General features: G+C 60.5%; 18 protein-coding genes. 5 read left to right on the forward strand and 13 right to left on the reverse strand.

What is annotated here, in order from left to right:
- Positions 1-59 precede the first annotated feature (59 nt).
- A complete protein-coding gene (locus PSEBG33_RS23945) occupies positions 60-950 on the reverse strand; it encodes a DMT family transporter (RefSeq protein ID WP_005784306.1) in 891 nt (296 codons plus the stop codon).
- 97 nt (positions 951-1,047) lie between these two features.
- Here PSEBG33_RS23945 and PSEBG33_RS23940 point away from each other — a divergent pair, with 97 nt between their 5' ends.
- The 3 genes from PSEBG33_RS23940 (at position 1,048) to PSEBG33_RS23930 (ending at position 3,430) form a co-directional block, all read left to right on the forward strand.
- Entirely contained in the window at positions 1,048-1,836 is a 789-nt protein-coding gene (locus tag PSEBG33_RS23940; protein WP_005784308.1) for an AraC family transcriptional regulator, read from the forward strand.
- A gap of 71 nt (positions 1,837-1,907) precedes the next feature.
- Positions 1,908-2,207: a PsiF family protein gene (locus PSEBG33_RS23935; RefSeq protein WP_005784310.1), complete on the forward strand. Its 300-nt coding sequence runs from the start codon at positions 1,908-1,910 to the stop codon at positions 2,205-2,207.
- Between the two features lie 209 nt (positions 2,208-2,416).
- The gene (locus PSEBG33_RS23930; RefSeq protein ID WP_005784311.1) at positions 2,417-3,430 is read left to right on the forward strand and encodes an AI-2E family transporter; all 1,014 of its coding nucleotides are present in this window, start codon (positions 2,417-2,419) and stop codon (positions 3,428-3,430) included.
- 83 nt (positions 3,431-3,513) lie between these two features.
- Here PSEBG33_RS23930 and PSEBG33_RS23925 read toward each other — a convergent pair whose 3' ends face one another.
- Positions 3,514-4,782 carry an Hsp70 family protein gene (locus tag PSEBG33_RS23925; RefSeq protein ID WP_005784313.1) on the reverse strand — a complete coding sequence of 423 codons (1,269 nt, stop codon included), beginning with the start codon at positions 4,780-4,782 and terminating at the stop codon, positions 3,514-3,516.
- Positions 4,783-5,020: 238 nt separating this feature from the next.
- Here PSEBG33_RS23925 and PSEBG33_RS23920 point away from each other — a divergent pair, with 238 nt between their 5' ends.
- A complete protein-coding gene (locus PSEBG33_RS23920) occupies positions 5,021-5,959 on the forward strand; it encodes a DnaJ C-terminal domain-containing protein (protein ID WP_005784315.1) in 939 nt (312 codons plus the stop codon).
- Positions 5,960-6,042: 83 nt separating this feature from the next.
- A complete protein-coding gene (locus tag PSEBG33_RS23915; protein ID WP_005784317.1) occupies positions 6,043-12,033 on the forward strand; it encodes a dermonecrotic toxin domain-containing protein in 5,991 nt (1,996 codons plus the stop codon).
- Here the strand turns inward: PSEBG33_RS23915 and ureC are convergent.
- From ureC to urtA, 11 genes are all read right to left on the reverse strand, one after another.
- Complete coding sequence (ureC, locus tag PSEBG33_RS23910) at positions 12,030-13,730, reverse strand: urease subunit alpha (RefSeq protein WP_005784318.1); 1,701 nt, start codon at positions 13,728-13,730, stop codon at positions 12,030-12,032. The two genes, PSEBG33_RS23915 and ureC, sit on opposite strands and share 4 nt — an antisense overlap.
- Before the next feature lie 118 nt (positions 13,731-13,848).
- Complete coding sequence (locus PSEBG33_RS23905) at positions 13,849-14,154, reverse strand: urease subunit beta (RefSeq protein WP_005784320.1); 306 nt, start codon at positions 14,152-14,154, stop codon at positions 13,849-13,851.
- On the reverse strand, positions 14,151-14,684 hold the full coding sequence (locus PSEBG33_RS23900; RefSeq protein WP_005784322.1) for a GNAT family N-acetyltransferase: 534 nt from the start codon (positions 14,682-14,684) through the stop codon (positions 14,151-14,153). The genes PSEBG33_RS23905 and PSEBG33_RS23900 overlap by 4 nt, the downstream gene beginning before the upstream one ends.
- Positions 14,685-14,689: 5 nt before the next feature.
- A complete protein-coding gene (locus PSEBG33_RS23895; RefSeq protein WP_005784324.1) occupies positions 14,690-15,202 on the reverse strand; it encodes a GNAT family N-acetyltransferase in 513 nt (170 codons plus the stop codon).
- A gap of 9 nt (positions 15,203-15,211) precedes the next feature.
- Positions 15,212-15,514: an urease subunit gamma gene (gene ureA / locus PSEBG33_RS23890; protein WP_003171437.1), complete on the reverse strand. Its 303-nt coding sequence runs from the start codon at positions 15,512-15,514 to the stop codon at positions 15,212-15,214.
- Between the two features lie 26 nt (positions 15,515-15,540).
- Positions 15,541-16,380, reverse strand: coding sequence for an urease accessory protein UreD (locus tag PSEBG33_RS23885; protein WP_005784327.1), 840 nt, complete (start codon positions 16,378-16,380; stop codon positions 15,541-15,543).
- Between the two features lie 31 nt (positions 16,381-16,411).
- Positions 16,412-17,110: an urea ABC transporter ATP-binding subunit UrtE gene (urtE, locus tag PSEBG33_RS23880; RefSeq protein WP_005784329.1), complete on the reverse strand. Its 699-nt coding sequence runs from the start codon at positions 17,108-17,110 to the stop codon at positions 16,412-16,414.
- Between the two features lie 12 nt (positions 17,111-17,122).
- Positions 17,123-17,956, reverse strand: a complete 834-nt coding sequence (gene urtD / locus PSEBG33_RS23875; protein WP_005784331.1) for an urea ABC transporter ATP-binding protein UrtD — start codon at positions 17,954-17,956, stop codon at positions 17,123-17,125.
- Complete coding sequence (gene urtC / locus PSEBG33_RS23870) at positions 17,953-19,020, reverse strand: urea ABC transporter permease subunit UrtC (RefSeq protein WP_005784333.1); 1,068 nt, start codon at positions 19,018-19,020, stop codon at positions 17,953-17,955. Before urtC ends, urtD begins: the two co-directional genes overlap by 4 nt.
- The gene (urtB, locus tag PSEBG33_RS23865; protein WP_005784335.1) at positions 19,020-20,522 is read right to left on the reverse strand and encodes an urea ABC transporter permease subunit UrtB; all 1,503 of its coding nucleotides are present in this window, start codon (positions 20,520-20,522) and stop codon (positions 19,020-19,022) included. Before urtB ends, urtC begins: the two co-directional genes overlap by 1 nt.
- A gap of 166 nt (positions 20,523-20,688) precedes the next feature.
- On the reverse strand, positions 20,689-21,954 hold the full coding sequence (gene urtA, locus PSEBG33_RS23860; protein WP_005784337.1) for an urea ABC transporter substrate-binding protein: 1,266 nt from the start codon (positions 21,952-21,954) through the stop codon (positions 20,689-20,691).
- Between the last annotated feature and the right edge of the window lie 171 nt (positions 21,955-22,125).

Consider the following 22,125-nt stretch of genomic DNA (forward strand, 5'->3'; position numbering starts at 1 on the left):
CTGCCGGCGTGATCGCTATAGGTTGTGAGTCCCGGGCCAGGCGAAAAGTTTTATCGGATTTAACAGGATGTGTCATGAACACGTCTGACCGGTGTGGTCCAGCGCTCCGACAGGATCACTCCACCCAGGGTCAGCAAGCCACCCACCAGGTGATACAGCGCCAACTCTTCCTTCAGCACCACCGCTGCGATCAGTGCGGTAATCAACGGCAGCAGGTTGAAAAACAGCGTGGTACGGCTTGGCCCCAGGGTCTTCACCGAGTGCATCCACGCCAACGGCGCCAGCATTGAAGCCAGCAGGCAGGCGTACAGCACCAGCGGAATATTCGTCCAGCCCAAACCGGCCTTGGCCGAAAACAGGTACAGCGGCAGCAGCACCACCACCGCGACCAGCACCTGCAAATACAGCAGCACCAACGGCGGCAGGCGCAGTTGCCATTTTTTCAGCAGGGTGCTGTAGACCGCATAAGCCAGCGTCGCCACCAGCATCATGCCGTCACCCAGGTTGACCCCGTGTTGCAACAGCGCCCCCAGGCTGCCGGACGATACCACCACCACAACACCGGCGAACGACAGTACCGCGCCGGTCAGCGCGCCGAAGGTCAGGCGTTGCCCCAGGCTGATAATCGCGGCGGTCAACGCCATCAGCGGCATCAGCGAGAGGATGATGCCCATGTTGGTGGCGCTGGTCAGCGTGGCGGCGTAATAGGCCAGGCTTTGATACACCGCCATGCCCAGCACGCCGAGGATGAAGATCTTGCCCAGGTTGGGACGGATAAGCGCCCAGTTGGCAACGACCGGCTTGAGCATGAACGGGGTGAACAGCAGTGCTGCGAACAGCCAGCGGTAAAAGCCGATTTCAGCCGGGAAAATAGAGCCCACGGCCAATTTGTTGACCACGGTGTTGCCAGCCCAGATAAAAATGGCCAGCAGCGGATACGCGTATTGCATCGAAAGAAACCCAGTGTATTGACGAGGCGCGATTATCCCCTGTCTGGATCGAAGCCTATACTGCGATCCAGACAACCGACCTCTGAATCCAGACAACATGCCCCGACATACCGTACGCCTGGCGGATTTCCCCCGCCTGCCGAGCCCTGTGTACTTTCGCTATTCCGATTTCGCACCCGATACCGAGTGCACCCCGCATCGGCACAGCTGGGGGTCGTTGGACTATTCAGCCAACGGCGTGATGCGCATGGAGGTGGCTGGCAGCCGTTTTATGTCGCCGCCGCAGTACGCGGTGTGGATCCCGCCCAACACCGAACACAGCTCCTACAACGCCCAGGCGATTGTCTATCGTTCGGTGGGCTTGGCGCCGACGCTCTGCGAGCAGCTGCCTCAAGCGCCGTGCACGCTGACGATCAGCGATATTCTCAAGGCCATCCTCAGCGATTTCGCCCAGCGCGACGTGAATATCCCGCAATCGGACGCGGATATCCGCCTGGCCCAAGTGCTGGTGGACCAACTCAAGCAGGCGCCGATCCACGATGGCTTCCTGCCCTACGCCCGCCACCCCGGGCTGCTTGGGGTGCTGGAAGGTATGCAGGCGCAGCCCGCCGACAATCGCCCGCTCGGGCAATGGGCTGAGCAGGTACATGTGAGCGAACGCACCCTGGCGCGTCAGTTTGTGCGCGAGCTGGGTATGAGTTTTGGTGAATGGCGCCAGCGCCTGCGCTACCTGGCGGCCATCGAAGCCCTGGACAGTGACCGCAGCGTGCAGCACGTGGCATTTGACTTGGGCTACAGCACCGCCTCGGCATTTATCGCCATGTTCCAACGCCATGCTGGCTGCACCCCGGAGCACTACCGACGGACGAATATTCGTGGCCGGTGAAGTTGTAACAGCTTTTGACTACACTGCGCTGTAGGCCGTGCCCGTCGGCACGGTAACAGGGAGAAAACTCCATGAAGATGCTGCGTATTCCGTTGTTGATGATGGGCCTGCTGTTGTGTTCCCAAGGTTTTGCCGCCACTGCCCAGCAGAACAAAATGACCACCTGCAATGCCGAAGCCACCACCAAGACCCTCAAGGGCGATGACCGCAAGGCCTTCATGAAGACCTGCCTGTCGGCGCCTGCCGCCAACGATGCCAAGACCCTGACGCCGCAGCAGCAGAAGATGAAGGATTGCAATGCGTCGGCTAAAACCAAAGCGTTGACCGGCGATGCGCGTAAAACATTCATGAGCACCTGCCTCAAAGGTTAATCACGATTTCGCAGACGCTGCAGATCAAATGTGGGAGGGGGCGTGCTCCCGATAGCGCCGTGTCAGTCAATCGATTCATTGGCTGATCCTCCGTAATCGGGAGCAAGCCCCCTCCCACACTTGATCGCATTCACAGTCGTCTCCCCTCGCTTGATGCCTGCAACGCTGGCAGACTGCCCATCCTTTAACGCCGTTCGTTTTGAGGCTGTATGCCAACGTTTTCTCAGCGTCATGTGTTGTTGCTGGCTAGCTACATCATCATTTTCGGCGGGTTGCTGCTGGTGCTGCCGCTCAAATTGCTGCCCAGCCTGCTGGCCGGCCTGTTGGTCTATGAACTGGTCAACATGCTCACTCCCCAACTGCAACGGCTGATCGAAGGCCGGCGTGCGCGCTGGTTGGCGGTGGCCTTGCTCGGCACCCTGATCGTCAGCGTGCTCGCCCTGATCTTCGCCGGGGCCATCAGTTTTTTGCTTCACGAAGCGGAAAACCCCGGGGCTTCCCTGGATAAATTCATGGGCGTGGTCGACCGCGCACGCGGCCAGTTACCGCCGTTCATCGACGCCTACCTGCCCGCCAGCGCCGCCGAGTTTCGCGTGGCCATCGGCGACTGGATGAGCAAGCACTTGAGCGAACTGCAACTGGTCGGCAAAGACGCCGCCCATATGTTCGTCACTTTGCTGATCGGCATGGTGCTCGGCGCCATCATCGCCTTGCAACGGGTGCCCGACCTGACCAAACGCAAACCCCTGGCCGCCGCGCTGTTCGACCGTTTGCATCTGCTGGTTCAGGCGTTTCGGAACATCGTCTTCGCCCAGATCAAAATCGCCGCGCTCAACACGGCTTTCACCGCCGTGTTCCTCGCCGTGGTGCTGCCGCTGTGCGGCATTCACCTGCCGCTGACCAAAACCCTGATCGTGCTGACCTTCCTGCTCGGCTTGCTGCCGGTGATCGGCAACCTGATGTCCAACACCCTGATCACCATCGTCGCGCTGTCGCTGTCGATCTGGGTGGCGGTGGCGGCGCTGGGGTATTTGATCGTGATCCACAAGGTCGAGTACTTCCTCAACGCGCGCATCGTCGGCGGGCAGATCAGTGCCAAGTCGTGGGAGTTACTGCTGGCGATGCTGGTGTTTGAAGCCGCGTTCGGTTTGCCGGGGGTGGTGGCGGGGCCGATTTATTATGCGTATCTGAAGAGTGAGCTGAAGTTGGGTGGGATGGTTTAGGCGCAGATGCGAGTTACAAGCTGCAAGCTGCAAGTGGAAGCAGCTTGGCTTTTACTTGCCGCTTGCAGCTGAAAACTTACCGCTTAAGACCCATAACGCTTGCTGGCCTCAATCGCCAACCCGCTGCCGATACTGCCGAAGATATTGCCTTCCACATGCCGCGCATTCGGCAGCATCGCCGAGATGCTGTGGCGCAGTGCCGGAATACCGCTGGAACCACCAGTGAAGAACACCGTGTCTACCTGGGCCACGCTCACCGAGGCGTCATTGAGCAGTTGCGTGACACTGCCGCGCACGCGTTCGAGCAGGTTGTCGATGGAGGACTCGAACAGCGCCCGGCTCAGGTCCACGCTCAGGCCGGCTTCGATACGGTCCAGTGGCACATGGCGGCTGTCTGCCTGGGTCAGCTGGATCTTGGTCTCTTCCACTTCCATCGCCAGCCAGTGCCCGGCGCGCTGTTCGATCAGCTTGAACAGGCGGTCGATGCCGCCGGTGTCTTCGATGTCGTAGCGCATGCTGCCCAGGGCCAGCTGGGACTTTTGCGAGTACACCGAGTTGATGGTGTGCCAGGTCGCCAGGTTCATGTGGTGGCTGGTAGGCATGTAGGCGCCGCTCTTCATGCGGCTGCCGTAGCCGAACAGCGGCATCATGCCGGCCAGCGAGAGTTGCTTATCGAAATCGGTACCGCCGATGTGCACGCCACCGGTGGCGAGGATGTCGCTCTGGCGGTTGTCGTTGTGACGGCGGTCCGGCGACAGGCGCACCAGGGAGAAGTCGGAGGTACCACCGCCGATGTCGACGATCAGCACCAGCTCCTCTTTTTCAATGGTGGACTCGTAGTCGAAGGCCGCCGCAATCGGTTCATACTGGAACGAGATGTCCTTGAAGCCGATCTTGCGCGCCACGTCCACCAGGGTGTTCTCGGCTTCCTGGTCGGCCATCGGGTCGTCATCGACGAAAAACACCGGGCGGCCCAGTACCACTTCCTCGAACTCACGGCCAGCGGTGGCCTCGGCGCGGCTCTTGAGTTGGCCGATAAACAGCGCCAGCAGGTCGGTAAACGGCATGGCCGTGCCCAATACGCTGGTGTCGTGCTTGATCAGTTTGGAACCCAGCAGGCTCTTGAGCGAGCGCATCAGCCGGCCTTCGTAGTTTTCCAGGTACTCGTGCAGCGCCAGGCGACCGTACACCGGGCGGCGCTCCTCGAAGTTGAAGAACACCACCGACGGCAAGGTGATCTTGTCGTCCTCCAGCGCGATAAGCGTCTCCTCGCCGGGGCGGATCCAGCCGACGGTGGAGTTGGACGTGCCGAAGTCAATGCCGCAGGCACGGGCTGGGGATGGGTTTTTCATGTCTATCGGGTTCCGGTTGAAAAACGGCCGCGCAGTGTATGCCAGTCGCAAGCGCTTGCGTAGGCCAACCATCCGTTAAATCGCGCTTGAAAGTACGGGATTTGCCCCCACATCTGTTACATACGGCTGATGCCGATAACACTTTGACGTACCCCCAGGCCGCAACCCTCACCAGGTGCAAACCAGCGCACGTTGCGCCCCGGGCAGTGCGATCTCGATAAAGGATGGTGAACCGTCGATGGATTTCAAAGATTACTACAAGATTCTGGGTGTCGAGCCGACGGCCGATGACAAGGAAATCAAGGCTGCCTATCGCAAGCTCGCGCGCAAATATCACCCCGATGTGAGCAAGGAAAAAGACGCCGAAGCGAAATTCAAGGACGCGTCCGAAGCCTATGAAGCGCTTAAAAGCGCCGACAAGCGAGCCGAGTACGACGAATTGCGCAAATACGGCCAGCATGGCCAGCCGTTTCAGGGGCCTCCGGGCTGGCAGAGTCGTAGTGGGTACAGTGGCGGTGCGGGCACCGAGGACTTCTCGGACTTCTTCAGCTCGATCTTCGGTGGCCGTGGTGATGCCTTCGGTGGCGGCCAGCGCCGGCCTGCCGGGCGCAAGGGCCAGGACGTCGAGATGCAGCTGACGGTGCACCTTGAAGAGACACTGTCTACCGAGTCCAAGCAGATCAACTTCCAGGTGCCGCAATACGACGCCTCGGGCCGGCACGTGAGCAACACCACCAAGAGCCTGAACGTGAAGATCCCCGCCGGTGTGGCTGACGGCGAGCGCATCCGCCTCAAAGGGCAGGGCGCACCGGGCATCGGTGGCGGAGCGAATGGCGACCTGTACCTGATCATCAAGTTTGCGCCGCACCCCAAGTTCGAAGTGGATGGCGAAAACCTGATCATCAACCTGCCGCTGGCCCCGTGGGAGTTGGCCTTGGGCGCGGAAGTGGCAGTGCCGACCCTCACCGGCAAGATCAACCTCAAGGTGCCCGCCGGTAGCCAGAACGGCCAGCGCATGCGCGCCAAGGGCCATGGCCTGCTGAACAAGGCCGGGCAGCGCGGTTATCTGTTTGTGCAGCTCAAGGCCGTGATGCCCAAGAGCAGTGATGAGGAGGTCAAGGCGCTGTGGCAGGAGCTGGCACAGAAGGCAGCGTTCAATCCTCGCGAACACTTCTGAGCAGGCTGGCTACATAGTTGGCACCAGCGCAAAAACGGCGCTGCATAGGATGACAATCTTTCTTATAACAAGGTTGTCATCCCATGCCCGATCTTCAGGCTATAGCCCCCTCCACGCTCCCGCCCGGTGAGCAGGGAAAACACTACGCGTTAATCAAACAGGCGATCCCGTCCTGCCTGGTCAGCAGTTCACCCGAGCGGCGCACGGCCCTCAAGCAGACACCTGCGATTATCCCCGAGTGGTACAGCGCCACATCTCAAGCGCAGAAGGATCAGCTCAACACACTGTTGGAGAGCCGTTGCCACTCCCTGAATGAGCTGGAGAAATCCCTGAGCAAAGTCCAGGCGCTGGAAGCATTCGCCCAGCCATTATTGGAAGCGGCATTGAAGGCTGCCGGCCATGCGCTGGACGTTAATCAAACCTGGTTGCGCCTGTATGTGCCGGTTGAGGATGCCTTTGGCAGAAAAACCGGGGGGGTCAGGGGCAAGACGTTCTCCTTGCTCAAGGCTGCCCTGGGCAACTTTGAGGCGCGGGAGACTAAGAAGGATTTTTTCGACAGTGTCTCGGGATTTATCACCCAGCCGGATACGCTTGGGCACTTTGAACGCCACGCCACGACCTTGAAAATTCATGAGTTCGCCCAGCTATGCCGTGACCTTGATTTGGGGCGTCAATACCAGGCTTATCTCAGGGCGCAGTTGAGGCCTAATGATGTACGGGGCCGCGCCGAGTTTCGGGATCGCTCCACCCGCCACCAGAAAGATGCCTTCAAGGCGGCGGCGTATCTGGCCTTGCTCAAGGGGGATATCGGTGCCACCGATTACGCGTTGCTGATGCGTGTGGCGGCTGGTGAAAAGGACATCATGGTCGATAACCAGGCGGTCGGTTACCGTTGCTTGAGCCTGATGAACCTGCACCTGCATGACTGTCTGATCATCGACCCCTGCGCCAAGCAGCGTTATTCGTGCTGGGTTATCGCCTACATCCCTGACCACCCCGACCACCCCATCAAGCGTTATGAAACGTTTAATGAGTTTCGCAACGAATTGACTGATCGCCTGACCGCGAGCACCAGCCAGGGGGCCGACCGTTCGAAGGGTGTACAAACGACGCAGTACCAGGAGTTTTTTGCCCGGTTTGTCGCCGATAAGGATCGCGCTTACTACTACCGCAGGCTGACCGAGCTGGCGGTGGATGCGCCCCCCCAACCGTTCGGCTCACAGTGGCTGCGGTCGGAATGGGGGCGTTTACTGACGGCCCCCTCTTTTACCTCCGGCTCGTCGCTGGGGGAGCCGCAACCGTCTGTGCGCGTTCCGATAACCGCCCCCGAATTCAACATTCAGGCAATCGAAATCGCCGGCCTCTGGCGGGCTGCGGACCTATGGGTGTATCGCCATGCCAGTCTGCGCACGCGACTGTTTAATGATGCCCAAAACCAGGCCGTGAGCACTGAGGATGCTGACAAGGCATCCAGTTCCAGGCGCGCAGCCCATTTCCTGAGTATCGGCATGTTCGGCCTGAACCTGGTGGGGATGGCCGTCCCACCCTTGGGCCTGGTGATGGCCGGGGTGATGGCTGGTCAGCTGCTTTATGAGGTCTTTGAAGGCGCGACCGAACTCAGCGAAGGCGACCGTGAGGCAGGCTGGGCGCACATCACCGATGTGTTGGAAAACCTGGCGACACTGGCGGCGCAGGCGGTGGCGTTCCACTTCACAGTGTCACCGTTCATTGAACGGCTCAAAACCGTCACGTTGCCCGGCGGCAAGACTCGCCTGTGCAAGCCTGATCTTGCGCCCTATAAGGTGCCTGTCGAACTGGCCGCAGGTGCCAAGCCAGACGCTTTGGGCCTTTACTCGCACGACGGCCAGTTGATTTTGCCCCATGAGGGTGACCACTACCGGGTTGGGCAGAACTCCGTCACCGGCCAGTATCGTATCCAGCACCCCAACCGCCCTGGTGCGTATGAGCCGGTGCTGGAACATAACCATGCTGGCGTCTGGAGTCATGAGTTCGAGCAGCCGCTGACCTGGGACAAACCGACCCTGATGAGGCGCCTGGGGCTGGAACAGCGTGGGCTTGACGCCCAAACGCTGGAACAGGCCCGTATGGCCAGCGGTGTCGAGGAAGACGTCTTGCGCCAGACGTTTGTTGAGCATGACCCGGTGCCTTTGCTGTTGGATGACACGATCCAGCACTTCAAGGCTCATCAGGAACTGACGACGTTTGTCGAGCAAATGAAAAGTAGCGACCCGGCTGTCTATGCTCAAGCCGACCCCGTGCTGCAACTGCAAATCATGCGTCGACGAGGGATGTTGCCTGATGCGCCGTTACGGGTCAGGGTCAGTGGCAGCAACAGCAGGGTGTTGTGGGAGGAGACCTTCGGGGACGCCTCCAGGCGCGTAGTGGAGGTCAGTGAAAGCCAGTTGGCGGGCGGTGAGTTGATCAATCAGGTGCTATACAGCTTGCAAGGCGTGGAACCGGCGCTCAGGGAAATCCCCGGCAGTGCCGAAGAGTCGCTGGCGGTGCGGGCCGGCAAGCTGCGTGAACACATCGCCAACGTCGTCGATACCTTTAAGGGCTCGCTGGTCGAAGAGCGCTACCAGGCCTTGAATGCCACGAACGATCCTGATGTACGCCTGGTCATGGCGACTTACCCCAGGCTGCCGGCGTCGATGGCCACTGAGTTGCTTAGAAGGCTGAGGGCTGAGCAGTTGCAGACCTTTCGGGATAGCGGGTTTCTGCCCGAGGAAAGCATTGAACAGGCGAGGTGGCTTGAGCAGGAAGTTCGCGTATCACGTGCCTATGAAGGCCTGTACCTGGACACGCTGGCAGGTATTGATAGCCAGCGTCTGGCCTTGCGTACCCTGGAAATCTTGCCTGGATGGCAGCGCGGAACGCGGGTGGAGTTGCGTCACTACTCGGCCCAAGGCACGCTGCTGGATGCCATCGGTTCCCCGGATTCAACCACCACCAAGACCCTGGTGCTCAAGGACAATGGGTTGTTCGAAGCGCCCATGCCCAGGGATTTTTTTGGAGCGATCTGGGACTTGTTGTCCACCTCCGAACGCCAGAGCCTTGGGGTCACCGATGCACAGCAGTTGAAGGCCGCGATCCAGCAATCGCCGTTGCCTCGTGAGCCGCTGCGCACGGTGTTGCTGGAGCATCCGGTGCGCAAACCGACGCTTGATTCGACACTGAGACTACTTGGCGGTGGCGGCGGATCCAGCCGACAGGCGTCCAGCGATAGCGATGTCGATTTAGTGCACGAGCAGGTCACCGATCTGTTCCCTTTGATGGACGAGGAGGCCGTCGATGCGTTTGTTCTCACATTGGGCGACGATGTCGACGGTGGGTTGACACACTGGAAGACTGAGCTCAAAACGTTGACGAGGGAGTTGGATACCTGGGTTTACGCCAGTGGGCCGCCTGGCGATGCCGACTTTCCCGGCGCGTCCGATTTAGCCAGAGAGATCAAGAATCACTGGCGGCGTATGAATCAAGGCCCCCTGAAGCTGATGATGAGGGGCGATCTGGAACTACCGTTACTCAGCGCCGACTTCAGCCACGTTGAGGGACTTGAGATCTACGGTACCCGTTGGACCGGCAAGTCTGATGCTTTCCTTGCATCGTTCACCCACGTCAAGCATTTGGCCCTGATCGGTTGCGGGCTTACCGAGTTACCCGGCGCTATCGGTGAAATGCGCTCCCTGACTTCGTTGAACCTGACCGGCAATAATCTTAAGTCGACCCCCCCAACCAGCCGTATGCTGAGCAACCTCAGCACCCTTGTGACGCTTGATCTGCGCAGTAACCCGCTGGGTGTAGCCCCCGATGTCAGTGGTATGCCAGACCTGGCGGAGTTGAACCTGAGGAATGCGCAGATTGAGCAGTGGCCCTCGGGATTAACCGCACTGACTGGATTGAGACGTGTCGATTTATCCGAAAACCGCCTGCAGGCGGTTCCACCAGAACATTTGACACCCCTGCCTGAACAGGTTGAAGCGATCGCTCGCACAAACAACGTCCTGCTCCTTGAGGGCAATAGGTTTCCCACCGACTATTGGCAGCAGTTCGATCGCTACTGGCAGACGCTGACGCAAACACGGCCCGAACTGCTGCAAGGAGCCCTTGAGGGTGCCTTTGACAGTGGTAACCCAAGGCTTGCGGTCATGCAGAAACTTTATCCCGACAATGGCGTGCTCGTATCCCGGAAGATGATCTGGGCGCTGGGCGAGCGCGCTGATGCCGTGCTGGCCCAGCGTGAGCAGGAATTTAAAGCGCTCAAGCGTCAGTTAATAGCCTGGAACCTCTCCATCGAGCGTCAGAGTAATGAGCGCGTCGGGCCAAATGAGCGTCTGCTGGAATTCAACGGTCGTTATCACGCCACGCGCCGTATCACGAACTGCTGGAGAGCGGATAACCCCCTCGTTCCGGCCAGCGACGGTACGCTCATCGATATCGAACTGGACCTTAGTGGGTTGCGCCTGCCGAGCCTGCCCGACCTTGGCGAGAGTTTCATCCGTCCGACGGTACTCAAACTGAACCATCTGAACCTGCGCACGTCACCAGAACGTTTCCTGGCGCAGTGCCGCGGTGTGCGCTCGCTGGACATGTCGGATAACCATTTGTTCGAGTTGCCGCCAGCCGTGGGGAATATGAACGAATTGACCCGTTTGTCTCTGCAAAACAACCGCATCCGCTTGACTGCCGAGTCGGTTGCTCTCCTGTCCTCGCGATCGACACTTCGTGACTTGATACTCGATGATAACTTCCTCGGCCTGACGCCGGATTTCAGCCAGATGACCGATTTGCGTACCTTGCAGATGAGCAATGCGGGGATTGATACCTGGCCTGCAGGATTGGTTGAACGGACGAACCTGCTACGGGTCGATCTGAGCGAGAACAGTATTACCACTATCCCGGACTCAGTCATTGCACCGTCGGATGAGCAGTTGGCGCAGACGGCGCGCGTGACTCGTGTGACGGATATCAGCGAGAACCCGTTGACCGAGCAAACCCGGCGACAAGTCCACGAATATAGCCGGCGCCTTGAGGAAGCCGGGTTGATGTCTGAGGATCTTCCGAACACGCTACGGTTGACGGCTGATATTGCCCCTGACCGTGAGGCATCCGCAGACGGCCCGCAGGATCCATTTCTGCGTTGGTCCCAAGGCATGTCCCCGCAAGACGCGAGTAGCAAACGACTCCTATGGGGGGCATTGGAGCGCATACCGAGGGTCGCCCCGTTTTTTGACATCCTTGAGCGTCTGGAACCGACTGTCACCGACCACGCCGACATGCAGCGCCGCGTCTGGGAAGTGATCGAAAGCATCACCCAGGACACCGTCGAATCGGAAACCCTGCGCACGGAACTCCTCGACCTGGCCGGCGAGCCAGGGTGTTGTGACCTTGCGGCTTTCTCCTTCAGTAACCTGGAAGTGCGCACGCTGGCCTACAAGGCTCGTTTGCAGGCCACCGATCAGACCCAGGGCCTGCAATTGGCAAGGTTATCCAGGGGCTTGTTCCGCCTGCACGAAGTGGACAAGATCGCGTCGGCGGATATCCAGCGCAGCGAAGCCATCGTCAATGACCCCAGCGTGTCGGCGGACGACAAGTTGCCCCATACCGAACGCCTGGACGAAGAGGTTGAGATCCGACTGGCGTACCGTTACGGCCTCAAGGATCGGCTCCAGCTACCGGGGCAGCCGCAGAAGGTCGTGCATACCAACTGGGGCGGCGTTACCTCGTCAATGCTCGATACTGCCTATGACACGATCAGAGCCCTGGATAACTCTGCGCAAGAGCTTCAGGCGCTGCTGTCCAGGGACTTTTGGCAGGATTACCTGAAAGGCAAATACCCCTCGCAATTTGACGAACTGCGCAATCCGTTTCACGATCAGTTGGAGGACTTGCGCAGCAGGTTTGAATCCAAAACGATCACCGAGGCTCTTTACGATCAACGGGCCAGAGAACTTCAAGCGCAATTGCAAATCAGCGAGGCGGTGCTGATCGAGACACTGACCCGTCAGGAGTTGCTTGAGCATCCGCTGGACGTGGCTGAGGTCGTTACCTAAAACAAAAAGTAGCGCTGGGCCATGGGCAGTACGTCGGCCGGCTCGCACCACAGCAACTGGCCGTCGGCCCTGACCTGATAGGTCTGCGGATCAACCTCGATATCCGGCAGGTAATCGTTGTGGATCAGGTCGCTTTTCTGCACATCGCGGCAACCCTTGACCACTGCAATCTGCTTCTTCAATCCCAGGGCCTCGGGCAGGCCGGCGTCCTGGGCGGCCTGGCTGATAAAGGTCAGGCTGGTGGCATGCAGCGAGCTGCCGAAGCTGGCGAACATCGGGCGATAGTGCACTGGTTGTGGCGTGGGGATCGAGGCGTTGGCATCGCCCATCAGGCTTGAGGCAATCGCGCCTCCCTTGAGGATCAGGGTCGGCTTGATGCCGAAGAACGCCGGGCGCCACAGCACCAGGTCGGCCCACTTGCCCACTTCAATCGAACCGACGATATGGCTGACACCGTGAGTGATTGCCGGGTTGATGGTGTACTTGGCGATATAACGCTTGGCGCGGAAGTTGTCATTGCCGGGACCGTCGCCGGGCAGGGCGCCGCGCTGCTTTTTCATCTTGTCGGCGGTCTGCCAGGTGCGTGTGATCACCTCGCCGACACGGCCCATGGCCTGGCTGTCGGAACTGATCATCGAGAATGCGCCGAGGTCGTGCAGGATGTCTTCGGCGGCGATGGTCTCGCGGCGGATGCGGCTCTCGGCGAAGGCCACGTCTTCGGCAATGCTCGGGTCCAGGTGATGGCAGACCATCAGCATGTCCAGGTGTTCGTCGATGGTATTGCGTGTGAACGGCCGCGTCGGGTTAGTGGAGCTGGGCAGCACGTTGGGGAAACCGCAGGCCTTGATGATGTCCGGCGCATGGCCGCCACCGGCACCTTCGGTGTGGTAGGTGTGGATGGTGCGGCCCTTGAGGGCGGCGAGGGTGGTTTCGACGAAGCCGGACTCGTTAAGGGTGTCGCTGTGGATCGCCACCTGTACGTCGTATTGATCGGCCACGCTCAGGCAGTTATCAATGCTGGCGGGTGTGGTGCCCCAGTCTTCATGCAGCTTCAAACCGATGGCGCCGGCCTTGACCTGCTCGATCAACGGCTCCGGCAAACTGGCGTTGCCCTTACCGGTAAAACCTATGTTCATCGGGAACGAGTCGCTGGCCTGCAGCATCCGCGCAAGGTGCCACGGGCCGGATGTGCAAGTAGTGGCATTGGTACCAGTGGCAGGGCCGGTGCCGCCACCGATCATGGTGGTGACGCCGCTGGTCAGCGCCTCTTCAATCTGCTGCGGGCAGATGAAATGCACGTGGCTGTCGATGCCGCCGGCAGTGAGGATCATGCCTTCACCGGCGATCACTTCGGTGCTGGCGCCGATGGCCATGGTCACGCCGGGCTGGATATCCGGGTTGCCGGCCTTGCCGATGGCGTGGATGCGTCCGTTCTTCAAGCCAACGTCAGCCTTGACGATGCCCCAGTGATCAATGATCAGCGCGTTGGTGATCAGGGTGTCCACTACCTCATGGGCGAGCAACTGACTCTGGCCCTGGCCGTCACGGATCACCTTGCCGCCGCCGAATTTGACTTCTTCGCCATAGACGGTGAAGTCCTGTTCGACTTCGACAAACAGCTCGGTGTCGGCCAGGCGGATCTTGTCACCGACAGTGGGGCCGTACATGTCGGCGTAGGCTTGGCGGCTGATTTTCATGGGGTTGCCCTGATTAATTGTGTTGAATGTGAGATCGCTATCGCGGGCAAGCCCGCCCCCACATGTTGATTTGTGAACACTGTCAAAAGGTGGGAGCTGGCTTGCCTGCGATGAGGCCCTAGAGGTCGCCCATAATCCGACCGGCAAACCCGAACACCCGGCGCTCGCCGCTCAAATCGACTAACTCCACCTCCCGACGCTGCCCCGGCTCAAACCGCACCGCCGTACCTGCCGGAATATTCAGGCGCATACCGCGGCTCGCTGAACGGTCAAATTCCAGCGCGTCATTGGTCTCGAAAAAATGGTAATGCGAGCCCACCTGAATCGGCCGGTCGCCGCTATTGGCCACGCTCAAGGTGACGGTGCGGCGGCCGACATTCAGTTCGATCTCGCCAGGCTGGATCTGATATTCACCAGGAATCATGCCGGTTGCCCCAGGGTCTTGTAGTAGATGGCGGTCGGGCTGTAGCGCCCGTCCGGGCTTTGGCAGTAGTCGGGCAGCTCACCGATCTTGATGTAGCGCAGCGACTGATAGAAGGCTTCGGCGCCGGAGCCAGCCTCGGTGTCCAGATACAGCAGGCCGCGCTTGTGCTGGCGTGCGGCGAGCTCCAGGCTGTGCATCAATTGCTGGCCCAGGCCATGGCGGCGGGCGCTGCTGTGCACCAGCAACTTTTGCACTTCGGCGCGGTTGAGGCCATTGGCTTTTTGGCACAGCGCCAGTTGCACGCTGGCGATCACCTGCTCGTCGCGTACTACCACCCACAGCAGCAGGCTGGCGTCTTCGATACCGGCTTGCACGCCGGTCAGATACTCGCGGGCCTGGGCCTCATCGAAGTCGGCCATAAAGCCCACCGACGCGCCATGCTGCACCGCGTCCAGCAACAACTCGATCAAGCCCAGGCGGTAATGGGCAAAACTTTCAGCATTGACTCGACGCAGTTGTGCAGCGTTCATCGATCTCACTCCTTGGGCGGTTCGGCGCCCGGGTTCAAGGTCAGTTGCATAAAGGTCAGGTCCAGCCAGCGGCCGAACTTGATGCCCACTTGCGGCATGTGCCCGGTGGTGATGAAGCCCAGGCGTTCATGCAGGTGGATGGACGCCTGGTTGCCACTTTCGATGGCCGCAACCATCACGTGTTTGCCGCAACTGCGCGCGCGCTCGATCAGGGCCTGCATCAGGCGTGGACCGAGGCCTTTGCCGCGCTGGTCATTGCGCACGTACACCGAGTGTTCGACGCTATAGCGAAAGCCTTCGAAAGGTCGCCAGTCGCCGAATGAGGCGTAGCCGATGACTTCATCGTTTTCCACCGCGACCAGGATCGGGTACTGCTGCGCCTGGCGTGCGCTGAACCAGGTCTGGCGGTTTGCCAGGTCCACCGGCTGTTCGTTCCAGATCGCCGTGGTGTTCTGTACCGCGTCGTTGTAGATAGCGCGGATCGCCGGCAGGTCGTGTTCGGTTGCATCACGAATCATCGCGGTGCCTCATGCAATGGGCTGGTGTACGGTCACCAGTTTGGTGCCGTCGGGAAAGGTGGCCTCCACCTGGATGTCCGGGATCATTTCCGGGATGCCTTCCATCACTTGTTCGCGGCTGAGCAGGGTGGTGCCGTAGTGCATCAGGTCGGCCACGGTGCGGCCATCGCGGGCGCCTTCCATCAACGCGGCGGAAATATAGGCGATGGTTTCCGGATAGTTGAGCTTCACACCGCGCGCCAGGCGCCGCTCGGCGACGAGGCCTGCGGTGAAGATCAGCAGTTTGTCTTTTTCCCGTGGGGTCAGGTCCATGGTTCAAGGTCCTTTAAATGCATTCTTCATGTGCTCCAGATTCTCGGTGATACCGCTTCGCGGCCCAGTACGGCTGGGCGCAGCAATCGCCATAAATCAATCAACCACCCCCGCGCCAACAGCGCTTCCTCGGCCAGGCAACGCGCCACCAGCAGCCCGGGCAGTTGGGTCAAATCGCCGCGCACTGCGTGGGGCAGCGAGCGGCATTGTTCAAGCAGTTCAGGGTCGACCTCACCCGTCACCAGCAACGTGGCAAACACCGGCTGCCCGTCCAACCCGATGGGCGAATCCAGCAACCCATCGGCGCCCACAATGCGCTGGCGCTCATGCCAGAGCAACTGGCCGTCGCGGCGAATATCCAGGTGTGATTGAAAGTGGCCGAGGTCGAACCGCTCGCCACTGGCCGGGCGCCCCAGAGCGACCACATCCCAGTAGAACAACCGCGCATCGCCTTGCAGCTCAATACGCGTGGTCAGTTCGGCCTGGGCGGCGCTGAACACGATGGTTTCCTGAGGCAGCCATTCGAGCGTCGCGCCGGCCTCGACGGTCAACTCGACTTGCTGAAACGCCGGGCCGCTGGCGCGATACCACTTGGCTGCGCCGGGGCTGGTCAACTGCGCCCAGGCACCGGCGCTGACGTGGGCGCTGATATCCAGGCGATCGCCACCTGCAATTCCTCCGGGCGGGTGCACGATGATGTGCTGGCACACCTGGGGGCCTTCGGCGTACAGGTGCTTTTGCACGCGCAGCGGGCCCAGGTGGCGGCGCAATACCGGGCGCGTGGTGTCGCCGAAACGCGCGTAGCCGAGCTCCAGCGCGGCGTGCCAGCTGGGGGTGAACAGGGCAGGGGAAACGGGCAGGTTCATGGTTTTTGGCTTAATGTCGTGACGCCACAGATTAGATGGTTACGAGGCCGCGTACACCTTCGCTCTCCATATTTTCACCGCGGCCCTGCTGCACGATTTCACCGCGCGACATCACCAGGTAGTGGTCGGCCAGTTCGGCAGCGAAGTCGTAGAACTGCTCCACCAGCAGGATCGCCATGTCGCCGCGCTCGGCAAGCTTCTTGATCACCGCACCGATCTCCTTGATCACCGACGGCTGGATACCTTCGGTGGGCTCATCGAGGATCAGCAGGCGCGGGCGGCTGGCCAGGGCGCGGCCAATCGCCAACTGTTGCTGCTGGCCCCCGGACAAATCGCCGCCGCGTCGATGCTTCATCTGCAGCAACACCGGAAACAGCTCGTAGATGAACGCGGGCACTTCCCTGGCTTCGGAACCGGGGAAGCGCGACAGGCCCATCAGCAGATTTTCTTCCACCGTCAGCCGGCCAAAAATCTCCCGGCCCTGAGGCACGTAAGCGATCCCGGCATGGACACGCTGGTGCGGCTTGAAGCCGGTGATGGCCTTGCCTTCCCAATTCACCGCGCCCTCCTTGGCCGGCAGCAAGCCCATCAGGCACTTGAGCAGGGTGGTCTTGCCCACGCCGTTGCGGCCGAGCAGGCAGGTGACTTCGCCGATTTTCACCTCGAAGGACAACCCGCGCAGGATGTGGCTACCGCCGTAGTACTGGTGCAGTTTGTCGACTTGCAGCATGTTCAGTTCTCCTTAGCGACCGAGGTAAACCTCGATCACCCGCTCATTTTCCTGCACCTGTTCCAGCGACCCTTCGGCCAATACGCTGCCCTGGTGCAACACGGTGACGTGATCAGCGATGGAGCCGACAAAGCCCATGTCGTGCTCCACCACCATCAACGAATGCTTGCCGGCCAGGCGCTTGAACAGTTCGGCGGTGAATTCGGTTTCGGCGTCGGTCATGCCGGCCACCGGTTCGTCGAGCAGCAACAGTTGCGGGTCTTGCATCAGCAACATGCCGATTTCCAGGAACTGCTTCTGGCCGTGGGACAGTAAACCCGCGGGTCGATGCACCGAGGCAGTCAGGCGGATGGTGTCGAGTACTTCATCGATGCGGTCTTTTTGCTCGCCACTCAGGCGCGCCCGCAGGCTGGCCCACACCGACTTGTCGGTCTTCTGCGCCAGCTCCAGGTTTTCGAACACGCTGAGGGCTTCGAACACCGTGGGTTTCTGGAACTTGCGGCCGATACCGGCCTGGGCGATTTGCACTTCGCTCATGCTGGTCAGATCCAGGGTTTCGCCGAACCAGGCCCTGCCGTGGCTGGGCCGGGTCTTGCCGGTGATCACATCCATCAATGTGGTCTTGCCTGCGCCGTTGGGGCCGATGATGCAGCGTAATTCGCCGACGCCGATATACAGGTTCAGGTGATTCAGCGCTTTGAAACCGTCGAAGCTGACGCTGATATCTTCCAGGGTCAGGATGGTGCCGTGGCGGGTATTGAGCCCTTTGCCTGCGGCCTGGCCGATACCGATCGCATCGCGGCCGCTGCCCGCATCGAAAATAGGTTCAAGCATGACGTTCCTCATTTCTTCAGCAGGCCGATAACGCCCTTGGGCAGGTACAGGGTGACGATGATGAACAGCGCCCCCAGGAAGAACAGCCAGTACTCTGGAAACGCCACCGTGAACCAGCTCTTCATGCCGTTGACCACCCCAGCGCCGAGCAATGGCCCGATCAGTGTGCCCCGCCCGCCCAAGGCGACCCATACGGCGGCCTCGATGGAGTTGGTCGGCGACATTTCGCTGGGGTTGATAATGCCCACCTGCGGTACATACAACGCCCCCGCCAACCCGCATAACACCGCGCTCAACACCCACACAAACAACTTGAAACCGCGCGGGTCGTAACCACAGAACATCAGGCGGTTCTCGGCATCGCGCAGGGCGGTCAGCACGCGGCCGAACTTGCTCTGCGCCAGGCGCCAGCCGATGTACAGGCTGGCCACCAGCAACAGCACCGTGGCCACAAACAACACCGCCCGTGTGCCAGGTTCTGTAATGCCAAAGCCCAGGATGCTGCGAAAATTGGTAAAGCCGTTATTGCCGCCAAAGCCGGTCTCGTTGCGAAAGAACAACAGCATTCCAGCAAAGGTCAGGGCCTGGGTCATGATCGAGAAATACACGCCTTTGATCCGCGAGCGGAAGGCGAAGAAGCCGAACACCAGCGCGAGCAATCCCGGGGCCAGCACCACCAGGCACAGCGCCCAGAGAAAGTTGTCGGTGCCCGCCCAGTACCAGGGCAATTCGGTCCAGGACAGAAAGGTCATGAACGCCGGCAACCCGTCGCCGGATGCCTGGCGCATCAGGTACATGCCCATGGCATAACCGCCCAGGGCGAAGAACAGACCGTGGCCCAGGGACAACATCCCCGCGTAACCCCACACCAGGTCCAGTGCCAACGCTACGATGGCATAGCAGAGGATCTTGCCCACCAGCGTCAGGGTGTAGGCCGACACATGCAGTGGATTGTCCGTCGCCAGCAGCGAACACAGTGGCAGCGCCAGCAGCAGGAACAGGATCACCGCGCCCACGGCGATCGTCACCTTGGGTCCGGCCTTTTGTGTGGCCGTAAGCATCAATGGCTGATTCATCAGTCGATCACCCGTCCTTTCAGTGCGAAGAGTCCTTGCGGGCGTTTCTGGATAAACAGAATGATCAGCGCGAGGATCAGGATCTTGCCGAGCACGGCACCGATTTGCGGTTCAAGAATCTTGTTGGCGATACCCAGGCCGAAGGCTGCCATTACGCTACCGGCCAACTGGCCGACGCCACCGAGTACCACCACCAGGAACGAGTCGATGATGTAGCTCTGGCCCAGGTCCGGGCCGACGTTGCCGACCTGGCTCAGGGCCACGCCACCAAGGCCTGCGATGCCGGAGCCCAGACCAAAGGCGAGCATGTCCACGCGCCCGGTGGGCACGCCGCAGCAGGCGGCCATGTTGCGGTTCTGGGTGACGGCGCGCACGTTGAGGCCCAGGCGTGTCTTGTTCAGCAACAACCAGGTGAGCACCACCACGAACAGCGCGAAGGCAATGATGACGATGCGGTTGTACGGCAGCACCAGGTTGGGCAGCACTTGAATACCGCCGGACAGCCATTGCGGGTTGGACACTTCGACGTTCTGCGCGCCGAACACCAGGCGCACCAGTTGGATCAGCATCAGGCTGATGCCCCAGGTGGCGAGCAGGGTTTCCAGTGGTCGGCCATAGAGGTGACGAATCACCGTGCGTTCCAGGGCCATGCCGATGGCGGCGGTGACGAAGAACGCCACCGGCAGTGCGATCAGCGGGTAGAACTCGATGGCCTGGGGCACATAGCGCTGCATCATCAGCTGCACCACATAGGTGGAGTAGGCGCCGAGCATCAGCATCTCGCCATGGGCCATGTTGATCACGCCGAGCAGGCCGAAGGTGATCGCCAGGCCTAGTGCTGCCAGCAATAGAATCGAGCCCAGCGACATGCCGCTGAACGCCTGCCCGAGGATCTCGCCGACCATCAGTTTGCGTTTGACCTGGGCCAGGCTGGTTTCGGCGGCGGTGTGCACGGCGGCATCGGTTTCCACGCCCGGCGCGAGCAGCGCTTCGAGGCGCGTGCGTGCCAGCGGGTCGCCGGTGCTGCCGAGCAGGCGCACGGCGGCCAGACGCACCGCAGGGTCGGTGTCTACCAGTTGCAGGTTGGCCAAGGCCAGGCTGAGGGCGCTGTGCACATCTTCGTCGGTTTCGGCGGCGACCTGCTGGTCGAGGAATTTCAACTGCGCAGGCACAGCGCTTTTTTGCAGGGTTCGAGCTGCCGCCAGGCGTACCTTGGGGTCGGCGGCGAGCAGTTGCTGGCTGGCTTGAACGTTGTCGATCAGGCCGCGCAGGCGGTTGTTCAGGCGTACGGTCCTGGTTTCGCCATTGAGCTTGAGCTGGCCTTGTTGCAGGGCATCCACCAGTTCGATGCGCGCCGGGTCAGGCTGGGCGGCCCAGTCCTGGAGCAGCTTGGCTTGTTGCATCGGGTTGGCGTTGATGAAGTCTTCGGCGTCGCTGGCGTGTGCGGCCAAAGGCATCAACAACAGCACGGCGAGGATGAAGCGGTGGAGGGCAGTGGGCATACAAAAATGTCCTGATCATGCGGGGACAGTGTGGGCGCTGGTTGTCTGTGGGAGCTGGCTTGCCTGCGATGGCATCGCTGCGGTGTGTCAGGCACACCGAGTTGTTTGCATCGCAGGCAAGCCAGCTCCCACAGTGACCATGCCCTACATTAGAGTCGTGGGGACTTTAGTTGCTCTTCACGGCGTAATCCGGCTTCTTGTCATTGCCCGGGATGTAAGGGCTCCACGGCTGTGCCCGAATCGGCGCTTCGGTCTGCCACACCACCGAGAACTGCCCGTCGGCCTGGATCTCGCCGATCATCACCGGCTTGTGCAGGTGGTGGTTGGTCTTGTCCATGGTCAGGGTAAAGCCCGACGGTGCGGCGAAGGTCTGCCCGCCCAGGGCTTCGCGCACTTTGTCGACGTCGGTGGACTTGGCTTTCTCTGCCGCCTGGGCCCACATATGGATGCCCACATAGGTGGCTTCCATCGGGTCGTTGGTCACGGCTTTGTCTGCGCCCGGCAGGTTGTGCTTCTTGGCGTAGGCTTTCCAGTCGGCGACGAATTTCTGGTTGACCGGGTTCTCCACCGACTGGAAGTAATTCCACGCCGCCAGGTTGCCCACCAGTGGTTTGGTGTCGATGCCGCGCAGTTCTTCTTCGCCCACCGAGAACGCCACCACCGGTACTTCGGTGGCTTTCAAGCCCTGGTTGGCCAGCTCTTTGTAGAACGGTACGTTGGAGTCGCCATTGACGGTGGAGACCACCGCGGTCTTGCCGCCGGCGGAGAATTTCTTGATGTTGGCGACGATGGTCTGGTAATCGGCATGGCCGAACGGGGTGTAGACCTCTTCGATATCCTTATCCGCCACGCCTTTGGAATGCAGGAACGAGCGCAGGATCTTGTTGGTGGTGCGCGGGTAGACGTAGTCGGTGCCCAGCAGGAAAAAACGCTTGGCGCTGCCGCCTTCTTCGCTCATCAAATATTCCACCGCCGGGATCGCCTGCTGGTTCGGCGCTGCACCGGTATAGAACACGTTGGGCGACATCTCTTCGCCTTCGTACTGCACCGGATAGAACAGCAGGCCATTGAGCTCTTCGAACACCGGCAGTACGGATTTGCGCGATACCGAGGTCCAGCAGCCGAACACTACGGCGACCTTGTCCTGGGTCAGCAGCTGCCGGCCTTTTTCCGCGAACAGCGGCCAGTTGGAAGCCGGATCGACCACCACCGGTTCGAGCATCTTGCCGTTCACACCGCCTTTGGCGTTGATCTCGTCGATGGTCATCAGCGCCATGTCTTTAAGCGAGGTTTCGGAGATCGCCATGGTCCCGGACAACGAGTGCAGGATGCCGACCTTGATGGTCTCAGCGGCCTGTACGGTCCAGGTCAAACCCATGGCTGCAATGGATGCCGACAAAGTGAAAGCCTTGATCAAGCTGCGACGCTGCATGGTGCGATCTCCGTAAACCGATAGTTTTTTTATGGGGCAGATACTCAGCACTTTGCAAAGGCTGTGCCTACGGCGTGCAGTGTGAATATCAATGAGGGTTGCCCGGCCAAGGTGGCTATGCAGCGCACCAATTTGGCGCCGTATAGCTCGTCGAGTGCGCGCAGAGCCCTT

Origin of the sequence: Pseudomonas synxantha BG33R (assembly GCF_000263715.2) — a bacterium.
In the GTDB taxonomy this organism is placed as follows: Bacteria; Pseudomonadota; Gammaproteobacteria; order Pseudomonadales; family Pseudomonadaceae; genus Aquipseudomonas; species Aquipseudomonas synxantha_A.